9 protein-coding genes are annotated in these 14,979 nt (G+C 73.0%); 5 read left to right on the top strand and 4 right to left on the bottom strand.

Annotated features, from left to right (window positions below):
• Positions 1-60: 60 nt before the first annotated feature.
• Positions 61-2,499, top strand: a complete 2,439-nt coding sequence (gene pcrA, locus OG206_RS12960; RefSeq protein ID WP_327115526.1) for a DNA helicase PcrA — start codon at positions 61-63, stop codon at positions 2,497-2,499.
• A 1-nt stretch (position 2,500) separates the two neighbouring features.
• On the opposite strand, the gene OG206_RS12955 is transcribed toward pcrA, so the two are convergent.
• Together OG206_RS12955 and OG206_RS12950 are read right to left on the bottom strand one after the other, a co-directional pair.
• A complete protein-coding gene (locus OG206_RS12955) occupies positions 2,501-4,189 on the bottom strand; it encodes a M23 family metallopeptidase (protein WP_327115524.1) in 1,689 nt (562 codons plus the stop codon).
• A 239-nt stretch (positions 4,190-4,428) separates the two neighbouring features.
• Positions 4,429-5,223 (bottom strand): esterase/lipase family protein, encoded by a 795-nt coding sequence (locus tag OG206_RS12950; RefSeq protein WP_442805946.1) that lies wholly within the window; start codon positions 5,221-5,223, stop codon positions 4,429-4,431.
• 679 nt (positions 5,224-5,902) lie between these two features.
• Here OG206_RS12950 and OG206_RS12945 point away from each other — a divergent pair.
• Positions 5,903-6,316, top strand: coding sequence for a cobalamin B12-binding domain-containing protein (locus OG206_RS12945; RefSeq protein ID WP_031096529.1), 414 nt, complete (start codon positions 5,903-5,905; stop codon positions 6,314-6,316).
• 294 nt (positions 6,317-6,610) lie between these two features.
• On the opposite strand, the gene OG206_RS12940 is transcribed toward OG206_RS12945, so the two are convergent.
• The gene (locus tag OG206_RS12940) at positions 6,611-8,239 is read right to left on the bottom strand and encodes a DUF5691 domain-containing protein (RefSeq protein ID WP_327115516.1); all 1,629 of its coding nucleotides are present in this window, start codon (positions 8,237-8,239) and stop codon (positions 6,611-6,613) included.
• A 106-nt stretch (positions 8,240-8,345) separates the two neighbouring features.
• A complete protein-coding gene (locus OG206_RS12935; protein ID WP_327115514.1) occupies positions 8,346-9,761 on the bottom strand; it encodes an SWIM zinc finger family protein in 1,416 nt (471 codons plus the stop codon).
• A 250-nt stretch (positions 9,762-10,011) separates the two neighbouring features.
• On the opposite strand from OG206_RS12935, the gene OG206_RS12930 reads away from it, so the two are divergent.
• Genes OG206_RS12930 through OG206_RS12920 form a run of 3 tightly spaced genes read left to right on the top strand, consistent with a single transcriptional unit; the run spans position 10,012 to position 14,689 of the window.
• Entirely contained in the window at positions 10,012-11,124 is a 1,113-nt protein-coding gene (locus OG206_RS12930) for an ATP-binding protein (RefSeq protein ID WP_327115512.1), read from the top strand.
• Positions 11,121-13,454 carry a DUF5682 family protein gene (locus tag OG206_RS12925; protein ID WP_327115510.1) on the top strand — a complete coding sequence of 778 codons (2,334 nt, stop codon included), beginning with the start codon at positions 11,121-11,123 and terminating at the stop codon, positions 13,452-13,454. Before OG206_RS12930 ends, OG206_RS12925 begins: the two co-directional genes overlap by 4 nt.
• Positions 13,451-14,689, top strand: coding sequence for a VWA domain-containing protein (locus OG206_RS12920; protein ID WP_327115508.1), 1,239 nt, complete (start codon positions 13,451-13,453; stop codon positions 14,687-14,689). The genes OG206_RS12925 and OG206_RS12920 overlap by 4 nt, the downstream gene beginning before the upstream one ends.
• Positions 14,690-14,979: the final 290 nt, after the last annotated feature.

Genomic DNA, 14,979 nt, shown 5'->3' with positions numbered 1-14,979 from the left:
CGGGTCCGTGTGGCCGATGCGGCCCGGGCTGTCGGTGCGGCCGCCTAGACTCGTGAAGCGATGAGCAGCCTCTTTGACGACAGTTTCCTGACCGGCCTCCAGCACGCTGAGGAAGGCCCCCCGCCGCCCCCCGAGGAGCACACGCCCGAGGCGGTGCCGGAGGGCCTGTTCAAGGACGTCTTCGACGCCCCGCCGCCGCCCCGTGAGGCGTACTACCGTGACGGCGCCCCGCGTCCCGTCGTCGACTCCGCGGCCCTGCTCGACGGGCTGAACACCGAACAGCGCGCCGCCGTCGTGCACGCCGGATCCCCGCTGCTCATCGTCGCGGGAGCCGGGTCGGGCAAGACCAGGGTGCTCACGCACCGGATCGCGCACCTGCTCGCCGAGCGCGGGGTCCACCCGGGCCAGATCCTCGCGATCACCTTCACCAACAAGGCCGCGGGCGAGATGAAGGAGCGCGTCGAGGACCTCGTCGGCCCGCGCGCGAACGCCATGTGGGTCATGACGTTCCACAGCGCGTGCGTGCGGATCCTGCGCCGCGAGTCCAAGCTCCTCGGCTTCACCTCGTCGTTCTCGATCTACGACGCCGCCGACTCCAAGCGGCTCATGGCACTGGTCTGCCGCGACCTCGACCTCGACCCGAAGCGCTACCCGCCGAAGTCGTTCACGGCGAAGGTCTCGAACCTGAAGAACGAGCTGATCGACGAGGAGACCTTCGCCGGACAGGCGGCCGACGGCTTCGAGAAGACGCTGGCCCAGGCCTACGCGCTCTACCAGGCACGGCTCCGCGAGGCCAACGCGCTGGACTTCGACGACATCATCATGACGACGGTGCACCTGCTCCAGGCGTTCCCCGACGTCGCCGAGCACTACCGCCGGCGCTTCCGCCACGTCATGGTCGACGAGTACCAGGACACCAACCACGCCCAGTACACGCTGGTCCGCGAGCTGGTCGGCCCCGCCGGTGAGGCCGACGCCCCGGGTGAGCTCTGCGTCGTGGGTGACGCGGACCAGTCGATCTACGCCTTCCGCGGCGCGACCATCCGCAACATCCTCCAGTTCGAGGAGGACTACCCGGACGCGAAGACGATCATGCTGGAGCAGAACTACCGTTCCACCCAGACGATCCTCTCCGCCGCCAACGCCGTCATCGAACGCAACGAGAGCCGCCGTCCCAAGAACCTCTGGACGAACGCCGGCGCCGGCACCCGGATCGCGGGGTACGTCGCCGACACCGAACACGACGAGGCACAGTTCGTCGCCGACGAGATCGACCGGCTGACGGACGCGGGGGAGGCGAAGGCCGGAGACGTCGCCGTCTTCTACCGCACGAACGCCCAGTCCCGTGTCTTCGAGGAGATCTTCATCCGCGTCGGGCTGCCCTACAAGGTCGTCGGCGGAGTGCGCTTCTACGAGCGCAAGGAGGTCAGGGACGTCCTGGCCTACCTCCGGGTCCTCTCCAACCCCGAGGACACCGTCCCGCTGCGCCGCATCCTCAACGTGCCCAAGCGCGGCATCGGCGACCGGGCCGAAGCGATGATCGACGCGCTGTCCATGCGCGAGAAGATCTCCTTCCCGCAGGCCCTGCGCCGGGTCGACGAGGCGTACGGAATGGCGGCGCGCTCGGCCAACGCCGTGAAGCGGTTCAACACGCTCATGGAGGAGCTCCGCACGATCGTGGAGTCCGGCGCGGGTCCGGCGGTCGTGCTGGAGGCGGTCATGGAGCGGACCGGCTACCTCGCCGAGCTCCAGGCATCCACCGACCCGCAGGACGAGACCCGCATCGAGAACCTCCAGGAGCTCGCCTCCGTCGCCCTCGAGTTCGAGCAGGAGCGTGCGGAGGACGAGGGCTCCGGGACACTCGCCGAGTTCCTGGAGAAGGTCGCGCTCGTCGCCGACGCCGACCAGATCCCCGACGAGGACGAGGACGGCTCCGGTGTCGTCACGCTGATGACGCTGCACACCGCCAAGGGCCTCGAATTCCCGGTGGTGTTCCTGACCGGCATGGAGGACGGCGTCTTCCCGCACATGCGCGCGCTGGGACAGGTGAAGGAGCTCGAGGAGGAGCGCCGCCTCGCCTACGTGGGCATCACCCGCGCGCGCGAGCGCCTGTTCCTCACCCGGGCGGCGATGCGGAGTGCCTGGGGCCAGCCCTCGTACAACCCGCCCTCGCGCTTCCTGGAGGAGATTCCCGACCAGCACCTGGAGTGGAAGCGCAAGGGGCCGATGGCCGCTCCGGCGGGACCGACGTCAGGGATCACGTCGTCGCTGTCCTCGTCGCGCTCGAAGTCCGGGCCGTCGGGGTTCGCGACCCGGCGTACGTCCGAGAAGCCCGTGGTCACCCTCGTGGCGGGGGACCGGGTCACGCACGACCAGTTCGGACTGGGCACCGTGACCGCGGTCGAGGGGTTCGGCGACCAGGCCAAGGCGACGGTCGACTTCGGCGACGAGCGGCCGAAGAAGCTCCTGCTGCGCTACGCGCCGGTCGAGAAGCTCTGACTCAGTTCGGGTTGAGGCCGTGGCTGCGGAGCCACGGCATCGGGTCGATCGCCGAGCCGCCACCGGGCCGTACCTCGAAGTGCAGGTGCGGGCCGGTGGAGTTGCCGGAGCTTCCCGAGTAGGCGATGACGTCGCCCGCCTTGACCGAACCCGACCGGATCTTGGTCGTGCTGAGGTGGCAGTACCAGGTCTCCGTGCCGTCGGCGGCGGTGACGATGGCCATGTTGCCGTAGGCGCTGTTCCACTGGGTGCGCACGGTGCCGTCGGTGGCCGCCATCACGGGCGTACCGAAGGTCACCGGGAAGTCGATGCCGGTGTGGACAGACATCCAGTTCACCCCGGCCTGGCCGTAGGTGGCGCTGAGGCCGTGCTGCGAGACGGGCAGCGCGAACTTGGGACGCAGGGCCTCGCGGCGGGCGGCCTCCTCCTCGCGCTTCTTCTTCTCGGCCGCCTGGCGCTCCTTCAGGTCGAGGCGCTCCTGGGTGCGGCTGGCGCGGTCGGCGAAGTTCTCGGCGTCGGCGTTGAGGGCGGCCAGCTGGGTGTCGAGCTCGTTGTTGGCGACGGCGGTCTTGGTGGTGGCGGTGTCGGCGGCCGCCATCGACGTGGTCTCGTCCTTGGTCTCGTCGGCCCCGCCCACGCCGCCCACGGAGGCGGCGGCGATGCCCGCGACGCTCATGACGCAGGCGGAGGGTACGGCGACGGTGAGGAGGGCGGAGCGCTTCGCGGGAGTACGACGGCGTCCCCGGCCGCCCCCGCGTGTGGCGGAGCGGGTCACGGGGCGCACGGCGGGGTACCCGGCGTCGGTGGTCAGGTCGACGACGTCCGGGATCTGCGCGGTGGCCTCCGCGCGGAGCGCCTCGTCGTGGTCTTCGGTGTGCGCGGACCCGGCGTCGTGGGCGGCGGACCGCGCGAGGTCGTCGGCGTGGGCCGTGGACACGTCGTAGGCGTCGGGCCCCGCGGGCTCCGAGCCGTACGGGTCGTCCTGCCCGCCGTGCGCCGTCGCGGTCTCGTCGTGCGATCCGGGCATGTCGTAGGAGACTGCGGTGTCGTGCGACCCGGCGACGTCGTGCGCGGCGAACTCGCCCGTCTCGTAGCAGTCGTAGGGGGACGCCTGGTGTTCGTACGAGGGATACGACGTCTGTTCGGGTGCGTACGCGGCACTCTCGGGCGTGGCGCCGGTGTTCCAGGCGGTGGCGTCGTACGTGCCGGTCTCGGGTGCCGTGTAACTCTCGTACCCCGCGGTTTCGAAGGCGGGGGCGCTGTACGTCCCGGTCGTGTAGGCCGTGCTCTCGAAGGTCGTGGTGGCGAAGGCGCCGGTGTCTCCCGCGGCCCACTGGTCCGCGGCGCCGGTGTGGTCCCAACCGGCTGTGTCCCACTGGCCCGTCGCGTCGGCGGTGCCGTACTGGGCGGGGACCGCCGCATCGGGCGTCCAGGCGGCGGTGCTGTCGTAGCCCTGCGGCGCCTGCGGATCGCCCTGGACGCCATAGGGGGCCTGTTGGTGCGTCCCGGTGTCCCAGGCGCCTGACTCGGTGCCGCCGTAGCCGCCGTCGTAGGCGGGGTAACCGCCGCCGTACGTCTCGTGACCGGCGTCGTGCGGGCCGGGCATGTTCCCGAAAAGCGGGTCGGTGTCGAAGCTGCCGGTGGGGGTGTCGTAATCGACGTACCCGGCGTGGGGGTGCTGGTCGTTCACCAACTTCTCTCTCGCCTCGGCAGCAGGACCTGTTCCGGGGGCCGGTGAGGGGACCCCGGGGTGAGCAGTGGCCGCGACTGTACCCGGCGGTACGCGAGGACGACAATCTTCGGCGGGCTCCGGCCGCTCAGGAAACGGGCAATCGGCCGTCTTTCGGCGGACCGACAGCGGATGTTTGGCCCTATGTTCGAAACTCGTTCTATTTACTGGGGGAGTTAGGGCCCTTTCGTCGCTCTCGGTCAGGCGGCGGTGGCCGTTCCCGGGGTGCTGATGGCCGTTCCGTCGGACTCCAGCGCCTGGCGGATCGCGGAAGCGACCGCCGGATGCACGGGTAGCGCCAGATGGCCGATGCCGGTGACGCGCACGTTCACGGCGTCGAGATCCGGATGGTCCACACAGGCGGTCTCCACCGGGAGGATCACCCTGTCGAGTTCACTCCAGAAGCTGACGAACCGCGTACGGCAGTCGGGAGCGGGGCGGCGCAGCTCCTCTATCAGGTCCGATCCGCTGCGCATCTGCCGCACGATGGGGTGCGCGCCGGCCAGCGGGGCGACGGCGGTGCCGCCGTGCGGCGTGCCGAGGGTGACGAGGGTGCGCACCCGCCGGTCACCGCCCAGCCGCTGCACGTAGTACCGCGCTATCAGGCCGCCGAGACTGTGGCCGACGATGTCGACCTGGTGATGCCCGGTGCGGGCGCAGATCTCCTCGACGTGGCGGTCGAGCAGCTCGGCAGCCGTACGGATGTCGCAGGTCAGCGGCGAGTAGTTGAGCGATTCCAGATGGTGCCAACCGTGCCGGGCCAGGGAGCGGCGGAGCAGCACGAACACCGAGCGGTTGTCGATGAAGCCGTGCAGAAGGACCACCGGCGGACGCTCACCGATCGTCGAGGGAAGGGTGGCTGTTCCGGCCGAACGGGTGATCCGGTCGGATGCGGGGTCGGGATCCGGTCCGCCGGTGCGCGGATCCGGAGCGGCGGCGCGGGAATCCGCGTCGGTCCCCTCATCCCTGTTGGTGCCGTCGGCCGGTCCCCGGATCGCGAGCGGGCCGTCGTCGCGGCCCGGTGCGGCGTCCGTGACGGTGGCGGTGCTCGCGCTCGGACCGGAGGTGATAGCGGTGGCGGTGCTCGGACCGGAGGTCATGGCGGTGCCGGGGGCGGAGCCGGGGGAGCGTGCGTGGCCGGAGCCCGGACCGGATCGCGCTGTGGGCGTCCTGCGCTCGGGGGTGAGCCCGGAGGGGTAGATGAGCACATGCCCGGCCAGGATCACCAGCTCCAGCGCCGTGGCTCTGACCAGTGCCGAAGACAGCCAGGCAGGGCGCGGACACAGCCTGCGTGGCAGTAGGGGTGGGAAGGACAGGACCTTCATCGGCCGACCTCCTGCACTGGCATGCGGGGGAGGCGGCTCCGTGCCCCGCACGCCCTTACGGGGACCGCGGCCGAGGCGCCCGGCGCCCCTGTGGCGGGCCCGGGGGCCGTACCACCGTGCCGTGCGGCTGACGGCGCGGTGGTACGACGACCTCGAAGCGGCTCCCCCGGCGCCGCGCCCCGCGCGGCCCGTGAGCCGCTCGATGCGCGGAACGACGCCTGGCGAACATGTCCCATGTGTGATTTCCCCCTCCCGGTCCACCGCGAAACGACGCCGTGCGGGATGCTGTGGATAACGTTCGTTCACATCCCCGGCCCTTCAGGCACGGGAGACGCATGTGGAGGCAGTGATGGGTGTGACCGGTCCGATCCGTGTGGTGGTTGCCAAGCCGGGCCTCGACGGCCATGACCGAGGCGCCAAGGTGATCGCACGGGCCCTGCGGGACGCGGGCATGGAGGTCATCTACACGGGGCTCCACCAGACCCCCGAGCAGATCGTGGACACGGCGATCCAGGAGGATGCCGACGCCATCGGGCTCTCGATCCTCTCGGGTGCGCACAACACGCTCTTCGCCAAGGTCATCGAGCTGCTGAAGGAACGTGACGCCGAGGACATCAAGGTGTTCGGCGGCGGCATCATCCCCGAGGCGGACATCGCGCCGCTGAAGGAACAGGGCGTCGCGGAGATCTTCACACCGGGTGCGACGACGACCTCGATCGTCGACTGGGTGAACGCCCACGTCCGCCAGCCCGCGGAGGCCTGATCACGCGGCCGGGCCGTGAGGACGGACCGGCGGCGCGTCACGTGGGGGACGAGGCCCGCTCGCCGAGACCGGGGCCGGTTCGCCCGAGTCTCGCGATGACCTCGTCGGGTCCCCGCACGGACTGTGCACAGACCTCGCACGACCTCGCCGCGACCGGGGCGCGGCTCCTGTCGGGTCGCCCGCGCGGGGCCGGGCGGTGCGTCTCGGTCCCGTGGCGTACTGAGGGCCGCCCCGGCCGCGTTCGGGGCGTGCACGGGTCTGCTCCGGGCATCCCGCCGAGCAGGGGCGCGAAGTTCAGTCCGCGCTCCCCGGCGCGAACTCGGCGTCCATGGCCGCGCGCAGGCGCAGCGTGGACACCAGGCGCTGGAACGCCTCCGACCAGTAGCCGCCCGCGCCCGGTGACGCGCCTTCCGGTTCGTCCGGGGTGGTGGTCAGCACTTCGAGCCGGTCCGCCTCGGCGGGGTTCAGACAGCGCTCGGCGAGGCCCATCACCCCGCTGAAGCTCCACGGGTAACTCCCCGCGTCCCGGGCTATGTCGAGCGCGTCGACCACCGAGCGGCCGAGCGGCCCGTCCCAGGGAACCGGACAGACACCGAGCAGCTGGAACGCCTCGGACAGGCCGTGCGCGGCAATGAAGTCCGCCACCCACAGCGACCGTTCGGCCGGGGGGAGGGTCGAGAGCAGGGTCGAGCGCTGGGCCAGTGATGCCGTCCCCGGACCGTTCGCCGGAGGCGTCGCAGGGGTACCGAGCAGCGCTCGCGCCCATTCCGGGTCCCGCTGCCTGACAGCCGCCCGGCACCAGGCCGCGTGCAACTCCCCGCTCCAGTCGTCCGCCACCGGGAGCGCCACGAGCTCGCGCGCCCCGCGGCCGCCGAACCTCTCGCACCAGATGCCCAGTGGGGTCGCCTCCACCAACTGTCCCAGCCACCAGGAGCGTTCGCCGCGCCCCGAGGGCGGCACCGGCACGACGCCGTCGCGTTCCATCCCCGCGTCGCACTCGTGGGGCGCCTCCACCGCTATGGACAACGCGTCCCCCGTGCGGTCGGGGTTCACGCACGTCGTGGCACGGGCGGCCATCCGACCGGCGAGTGCCGAATCGGGAAGTGCCGACAGCAGTTCCGCGGCCGTGGCGCGGACATTGCGGCTGCGGTCCGTCAAAGCCTCCTCCAGGAAGGCCTCGTCGGCACTTGAGAGGCCGGCCCGCAAGGAGTCGAGGAACATCAGCCGGTCCTCGGCCCGTTCCGTGGACCAGGTGCCCGCGAGCAGGGACCGGGCGGCACCGGGATCCCGCTCCCTGAGCGCTCCGAGCAGCGCCACCCGCTCCGCGAAGAGCCCGTCCGCCCAGAGCCGGCGCACCGCCTCCGGAGCGGTGGTGTCCGGCCGGTGCGCACCCCGGGACGTGGCGCGCAGGGCGAACCTCCACTCCGGGTTCAGGCCGGCCAGCCAGAGCCCGCGCGGTCCCGCGAACGCCAGGACATGGGGGCGCAGATCCGTGCGCGCCCGCGCCGCGTCCAGCAGCGCGGGCAGCAGTTCCGCCGGTGCCCGATAGCCGTGTGCCCCTGCCGAGGCCAGCCACTGGGGGATGAGTTCGGTGAGATCGGGAGCCGTGCCCCGCCGTCCGCCGCCCGGTGGCGCCGACCGGTCGGCGAGCAACCGGGCGAGCCGGCGCCGGGCGGCTGCGGGAAGGGGCGGCCGGGGATCGGCGGGTGCGGGAGCCGGTGGCGCGACTCCGGTGGCCGGACGAAGCGCGGCCCGGCGACGCACGGTGTGCAGGGCCGCAAGGTCCAGCAGGGCGGCCGGTCCGGCGGGGCTTCCGCCCCGCGTCGGCAGTGGGCGACGGTCGGTGCCGAGCAGCGCCGAGGTGACGAGGTCCTCCCAGGAAGCGCCGATCGGTGTACGGGGCGTCGTCTGTGTGGTGGACATCGAAGTCCCCTTCAGTCCAGTTGTCGGCGGATCGCGGATCGCGGATCGCGGTCGGGAGCGTGCGGTGCCGCGGTTCGGTTCCGGACGGGCTCGGACGGCCCGGGGATCAGAGGAGTGCCACGGGCCCCCTCGTGCCGAAGCCGTCCGAGCCGTCCGGGGGCCAGGCCGCCAGCGGCTCGAAGCCCCGGTGCCCGCACTCGCCGAAGACCGTCATCGGCCGGCCGCCGGAGAGCGACAGGAGCTTCCACAGTCCCGGCCGGGACAGTGCTGAGCCGGTGACCGGCACCGCGGCCGAGTCGGTGCCGACCAGCCGCCAGCCCTCTTCGGACGGGGCGGGTATGACGTCGCACAGCACGGAGGGCCAGGCGTCCAGCCAGGGATCGTCCCGCAGTGCCCGGCCGTACGCGGCGAGTGCGTCGGCTGTCGTGCCCCCCGGCGGAGGGGACGGATCGGCGTCCGGATCCCCGAACCGCCGCCCGAGCTCGCCCCTCAGCCGGCCGCCGCCCGGATAGGGCGTGACCTCCGCGTCGATCACGCTGCCCACCGGCAGTGTCAGGTCCGGGGCGCGTCCCGCCGCGCCGTAGGACAACAGCAGCGCAGTGCGCCCGCAGGCCCTGCCGTGCAGCCAGATGCGGCGGGTGACGATCCGGCCGTCCGGCACGTCGTACTGGGCGAGGACCAGCCAGTGGTCACGGACGGCCGGTCCCTCGGCGGAGGCCGTCAGTCCCACTCTCGTACGCACGGTCGCGGCCAGGGGTGCGGGCAGTCCGCCGAGGCCGAGCCAGGCGGTGTCCAGCAGGTGAAGCAGGGCGCACTCCTCCAGCATCCGCACGGGCCAGCCCGCCCCCGACGCGGGCACCTCACCCAACTCCCGTACCCGGTGGGCGAGTCCGGGGGCCTGGGCGTCGACCATGCGGGCCGCCGTCTCCTCCCACAGCGGGTCGGCGGGATCTTCTGCCGCCGCGAGTCCGCCGCGCAGCAGATCCGTGAGGCGCTGCTCCAGCTCCTGAGCCCCGCCCGTGATGCGCGCGGCCCTGCGGGCGGCGCGCCGCCGCGCCGCGCGTGCCCGGCCGGCGGCGCCGTCGTCCGCCGCCGGCCCCCCACCCGCCGGGGCGCCGGGGGCCCCGGCCTCTGCCGTCCCCCCACGGACGCCCGTCAGCCACTCCTCGACCCAGGCCGGCGGCTCGGCGCTCCGCCGCAGCACGGGTCGGTCGCCCGCATGGAGGAGAAGCAGCTCCAGCGCGTGCGGGCAGGGAGGTTCCGCCGGGGCGCAACTGCAGGTGTACCTGCCTTCGTTCAGGGCTGCCGCCGTGCGGTGCGTTATGCCGTCCTCCGTCGCCCGCAGCCCCCACACGACCCCGGATCCGGCGGTGCCCGCGCCGGACCACAGGCCCTCCGAGCCCGTGACGCGCACGGCGTCGCGCGACGCCTCGTCAGGAGCCAGGGCCAGCACCTCGTCCACGGTCCGGCGCGCCCCGGGCCCTGCGGTGCGCGCTGGTTCCTCCCCCTGTGAAAGCAGCATGGCACCGACGGTAGGACGCGCCACTGACAACGGGCTCCGACCTGCGCTTCTTCCATGGCGCATGGCGCATGGCCGCGTGAACGCGTCGGGGACCGTACGCGAGCTCACCGGACGGAACCGGCGGGGGCGCGGACCACGACGACCGGTCCCGGTCCGGCGAACCCGCCCCCGGCCGGCGGGGCGGGCCGATTGTCAGTGCCATGGTGCACGGTGGAAACCGCATCGGTTCGACCGATTCGGAGGGGGATCCATGACCGTGTCCGCGCAGTCCGGCGCAGCCGGCGGCCAAGTACTGAGACCGCATGCCGAGCACGACTTCGCCGACGAGCTGAAAGTGCTCGCGGCCGCCGACGACCGCCCCAGGCCCGCGCGTTGGAAGCTCTCGCCGTGGGCCGTCTCCACCTATCTGCTGGGCGGGACACTCCCCGGAGGCGCACTGATCACCCCGAAGTACGTGGGTCCGCGCCGTCTCGTCGAGGTCGCCGTGTCCACGCTCGCCACCGACCGTGCCCTGCTGCTCCTCGGAGTGCCGGGCACCGCCAAGACCTGGGTCTCCGAGCATCTCGCGGCGGCCGTCAGCGGAGACTCGACCCTGCTGGTCCAGGGCACCGCCGGCACCCCCGAGGAAGCCGTCCGCTACGGGTGGAACTACGCACAGCTGCTGGCGGGCGGGCCGAGCCGCGAGGCCCTGGTGCCGAGCCCGGTCATGCGGGCCATGGCCGAGGGAATGACCGCCAGGATCGAGGAGCTCACCCGCATCCCGGCCGACGTACAGGACGCGCTCATCACGATCCTGTCGGAGAAGACGCTTCCGGTGCCCGAACTCGGGCAGGAGGTCCAGGCCGTCCAGGGGTTCAACCTCATCGCCACGGCCAACGACCGCGACCGGGGGGTCAACGAGCTGTCCGGAGCGCTGCGACGCCGGTTCAGCACCGTCGTCCTCCCGCTGCCCGCGACCGCCGAGGCCGAGGTGGACATCGTGTCGCGGCGCGTCGCCCGGATCGGACGCTCCCTCGGACTTCCCGCGGTCCCGGACGGCATGGCCGAGATCCGGCGTGTCGTCACGGTCTTCCGCGAACTGCGCGACGGCATCACCACGGACGGCCGCACGAGGCTCAAGTCCCCTTCCGGCACGCTGTCCACCGCCGAAGCCATCTCCGTCGTGACCGGTGGCCTCGCTCTGGCGGCCCATTTCGGCGACGGCGTGCTCCGCCCCCACGACGTGGCGGCCGGGATCCTCGGCGCCGTCGTCCGTGACCCCACCGCCGACCGTGTGATCTGGCAGGAGTACGTGGAGACCGTGGTCCGGGAGCGGGACGGCTGGAAGGACTTCTACCGCGCCTGCCGGGAGGCCACGGCATGACGCCCCGCGCGCCGGTGCCGGCCGCGGCCCGGGGGCCGCTGCTCCTGGGCGTACGCCACCACGGCCCGGGGTCCGCCCGCGCGGTCCGCGCCGCCCTGGAGGCCGCGCGCCCGAGGGCGGTGCTCGTCGAGGGCCCTCCGGAGGGCGACGCGCTGCTGCCGCTCGCCGCCGACGACGGCATGCGCCCGCCCGTCGCGCTGCTCGCACACGCCGTCGACGATCCGGGGCGTGCCGCGTTCTGGCCGATGGCCGACTTCTCGCCCGAGTGGGTGGCGATCCGCTGGGCACTGGCGCACGGCGTCCCGGTGCGTTTCATGGACCTGCCGGCGTCCAACTCCCTTGCCATGAGCGGGCATCCGGAGGGCGGGCCCGACGCACCGGAGGAGCCGGACGGGGACGGACGGGGGATCGATCCCCTCGGGATCCTGGCCGGGGCCGCCGGCCACGACGACCCCGAGCGCTGGTGGGAGGACGTCGTCGAACACCGTGGGCAGGCCGGCCCGCGCGCCGATGCGTGCGCCCCGTTCGCCGCGCTCGCCGAGGCGATGACGGCGCTGCGCGAGGCGTACGGCGACGGGGGGCATCCCCAGGACGCGGTCCGGGAGGCCTGCATGCGCCTCCGGCTCCGGGCGGCCCGCAAGGAGTTCGGCGACGACATCGCGGTGGTGTGCGGTGCCTGGCACGTTCCCGCGCTCGCCGCGAGGACGACGGTCGCCGCCGACCGGTCACTCCTCAAGGGGATTCCCAAGGTCAGGACCGAGCTGACCTGGGTGCCGTGGACCCACCGCAGACTCGCCCGGCGCAGCGGATACGGCGCGGGCATCGAGTCCCCCGGCTGGTACGGGCACCTCTTCGGTTCCCCCGACCTGCCCGTCGAACGCTGGATGACGAAGGTCGCAGGCCTCCTTCGCGAAGAGGACCGGCCCGTGTCACCGGCCCATGTCATCGAGGCAGTGCGGCTCGCGGAGACACTGGCGGCCTTGCGGGACCGGCCCGCCGTGGGTCTGGCGGAAGCCACCGACGCGGTGCGGGCCGTCATGTGTGAGGGCTCCGAAGTGCCGCTCGCCCTGGTGCGGGACCGTCTGGTCGTCGGCGAGATCCTCGGCGAGGTGCCGGACGACGCCCCCGCCGTTCCGCTCCAACGGGACCTGACCGGACAGCAGCGCTCACTCAGGCTCCGGTCCGAGGCGGAGCCGCGCGACATCGAGCTCGATCTGCGCGAGGACAACGACGCGGCCCGCAGCCGGCTGCTGCACAGACTGCACCTCCTGGACGTGGCCTGGGGTGAGCCCGTCGCGGGCCGGGGCAGTACGGGCACGTTCCGGGAGACCTGGCGGCTGAGCTGGGAACCCGAGCTCTTCGTGCGGGTCGCCGAGGCCGGGGTGTGGGGCACCACCGTGCTCGCCGCCGCGACGGCGAGGGCCGAGTCGGACGCCGTGTCCGCGCCCTCGCTCGCGGCGGTCACCGCGCTCGCCGAGCGGTGCCTGCTGGCCGGGCTGCCCGGGGCACTCTCCGTCGTGATGCGGGCGCTCGCCGACCGGGCCGCCCTCGACGCCGATGTCGGCCACCTCGCCGACGCCCTGCCACCCCTGGCCCGCTCCCTGCGGTACGGGGATGTCCGGTCCACCGGCACCACGGCTCTGGCGGCGGTCGCGGCCGGAATCGCCGAGCGCGTCTGCGTGGGCCTGCCGCCCGCCTGCACCGGCCTCGCCCCGGAGGGCGCGGCGCAGGCGCACGACCGGCTGGACGCCGTGCACGGCGCGATCGGACTGCTCACCGACGTCTCCCGGACGGACGGGCTGAAGGACCGATGGACCGTGACCCTGCGCAGGCTCTCGTCGAGGGACGCGGTCGCCGGCCGGGTCCGGGGCCGTGCCGCTCGACTGCTCCTCGACGAAGGACGGGCCACCGAGGACGGGACGGCACGGCTGATGAGCCTGGCGCTGTCCCCGGGCACGCCGCCGGCCGACGCGGCGGCATGGATCGAGGGCTTCGCCGGGGGAGCGTCCGGCGGCGGCATGCTGCTGGTCCACGACGATCGGCTGCTCTCCCTCGTCGACGCCTGGCTGACGGGCATACCGACGGAGGCGTTCGTCGACGTACTCCCCCTGTTGCGCCGCACGTTCGCGGCCTACGAGCCCGCTGTGCGGCGGTCGCTGGGCGACCTCGTCCGGCGGGGGACGGACCGCGGGGGAGCGGGCGGGGAGAGCGGGGCGTTCACACCGGGTTTCGGTCACTCGGTCGACGAGGAACGGGCGGACGCCGTCACACCGGTGGTGCGACTGCTCCTCGGTCTGGACACGCCGGAGGGGCGGGTGGCGGCGGGATGACCGGACACCGCACGCGCACCGGACCGGAGGAACGAGCACAGGAACAGGGGCAGGCCACGGCAGCGGCACCGCAGGAGGACGAGAGGCTGCGGCGCTGGCGCCTGGTGCTCGGCGCGGACGGCGCCGAGGGCACGGGACACGCGCTCACGGGCCGCGACGCGGCGATGGACAGTGCGCTGACCTCGCTCTACGGCGGCGGGAGGCCCGGCGGCCGTGGCGGACCCGAGCGATCCGCGGGCCTCGCGGCGTCCGCCCCGTCCGCGGCCCGGTGGCTCGGTGACATCCGTACGTACTTCCCTGTCCCCGTCGTCCAGGTCATGCAGCGTGACGCGATCGACCGGCTCGGGCTGTCCGCCCTGCTGCTGGAACCGGAGATGCTGGAGGCCGTCGAACCCGACGTCCACCTCGTCGGCACCCTCCTCTCCCTCGGCAAGGCCATGCCCGAGACGACGAAGGAGACCGCCCGTGCGGTCGTCCGCAAGGTCACCGAGGACCTGGAGCGCCGCCTGGCCTCCAGGACGCGGGCCGCGCTCACCGGCGCGCTGGACCGCTCGGCGAGGACCCGCCGGCCGCGCCGGCCGGACATCGACTGGGACCGCACGATCCGGGCCAACCTCAAGAACTACGTGCCCCTTCCCGGGCGGGCAGGGGCCGGCACGGTGATTCCCGAGCGCCTTGTCGGATTCGCCCGCACCGGCCGGTCGGTGAAGAAGGAGGTCATCCTCTGCGTCGACCAGTCGGGTTCCATGGCGTCCTCCGTCGTCCACGCCGCCGTCTTCGGCGCGGTCCTCGCCTCCATGCGCAGCCTGGCGACGAGACTCGTCGTGTTCGACACGTCCGTCGTCGACCTCACGGACCAGCTCGACGACCCCGTCGACGTCCTGTTCGGGACGCGGCTCGGCGGCGGTACGGACATCAACCGCGCCCTCGCGTACTGCCAGTCGAGGATCAGCCGCCCCGCGGACACCGTCGTCGTCCTGATCAGCGACCTCCACGAGGGTGGAATCAAGGACGAGATGGTCCGGCGTGCCGCCGCGATGAAGGCGTCGGGGGTGCAGTTCGTGACCCTGCTCGCGCTGTCGGACGAAGGCGCGCCCTCCTACGACCACGAGCACGCGGCCGCGATGGGCGCGCTGGGTACCCCGGCCTTCGCCTGCACCCCGGACCTCTTTCCCGAGGTCATGGCCGCGGCGATCGAGAGGCGGCCGCTGCCGATACCCGGCGGCGGCGGGTGAGGCGGCCCGGAACGGGCCGTCACGGTGCACCGCTTCCGCCCGGGCCGTCATGGCACCGGCGCTTCCGACCGGCGGTGCGTCCCGGCCGCGCTCCCTCGCGCGGGGCCGTCCCGGAGGCCCTGCCGGACGAGGCGTTTTGTCCCCCGGACCCCGGTCACCAGCGCGATCTGTGACCGTTATCACCGCTCAGGTGTGATCTGCAATTTAGGGTCCGACGTGGCGCGGGGATAACCTGCCGGATGGACATGCCGCGTACTCGGTGACCGTGTGCGCCTCCCTTGTGACTGCGC

The organism is Streptomyces sp. NBC_01341 (assembly GCF_035946055.1).
In the GTDB taxonomy this organism is placed as follows: Bacteria; Actinomycetota; Actinomycetes; order Streptomycetales; family Streptomycetaceae; genus Streptomyces.
This window is presented reverse-complemented; position numbering and strand designations above follow the sequence as displayed.

What these genes read in the sequence shown, in the direction of transcription:
- pcrA (WP_327115526.1), top strand. Translation starts at nt 61, where the DNA reads ATGAGCAGCCTCTTTGACGACAGTTTCCTGACCGGCCTCCAGCACGCT.
- OG206_RS12945 (WP_031096529.1), top strand. Translation starts at nt 5,903, where the DNA reads ATGGGTGTGACCGGTCCGATCCGTGTGGTGGTTGCCAAGCCGGGCCTC.
- OG206_RS12940 (WP_327115516.1), bottom strand. Translation starts at nt 8,239, where the DNA reads ATGTCCACCACACAGACGACGCCCCGTACACCGATCGGCGCTTCCTGG.
- OG206_RS12935 (WP_327115514.1), bottom strand. Translation starts at nt 9,761, where the DNA reads ATGCTGCTTTCACAGGGGGAGGAACCAGCGCGCACCGCAGGGCCCGGG.
- OG206_RS12930 (WP_327115512.1), top strand. Translation starts at nt 10,012, where the DNA reads ATGACCGTGTCCGCGCAGTCCGGCGCAGCCGGCGGCCAAGTACTGAGA.
- OG206_RS12925 (WP_327115510.1), top strand. Translation starts at nt 11,121, where the DNA reads ATGACGCCCCGCGCGCCGGTGCCGGCCGCGGCCCGGGGGCCGCTGCTC.
- OG206_RS12920 (WP_327115508.1), top strand. Translation starts at nt 13,451, where the DNA reads ATGACCGGACACCGCACGCGCACCGGACCGGAGGAACGAGCACAGGAA.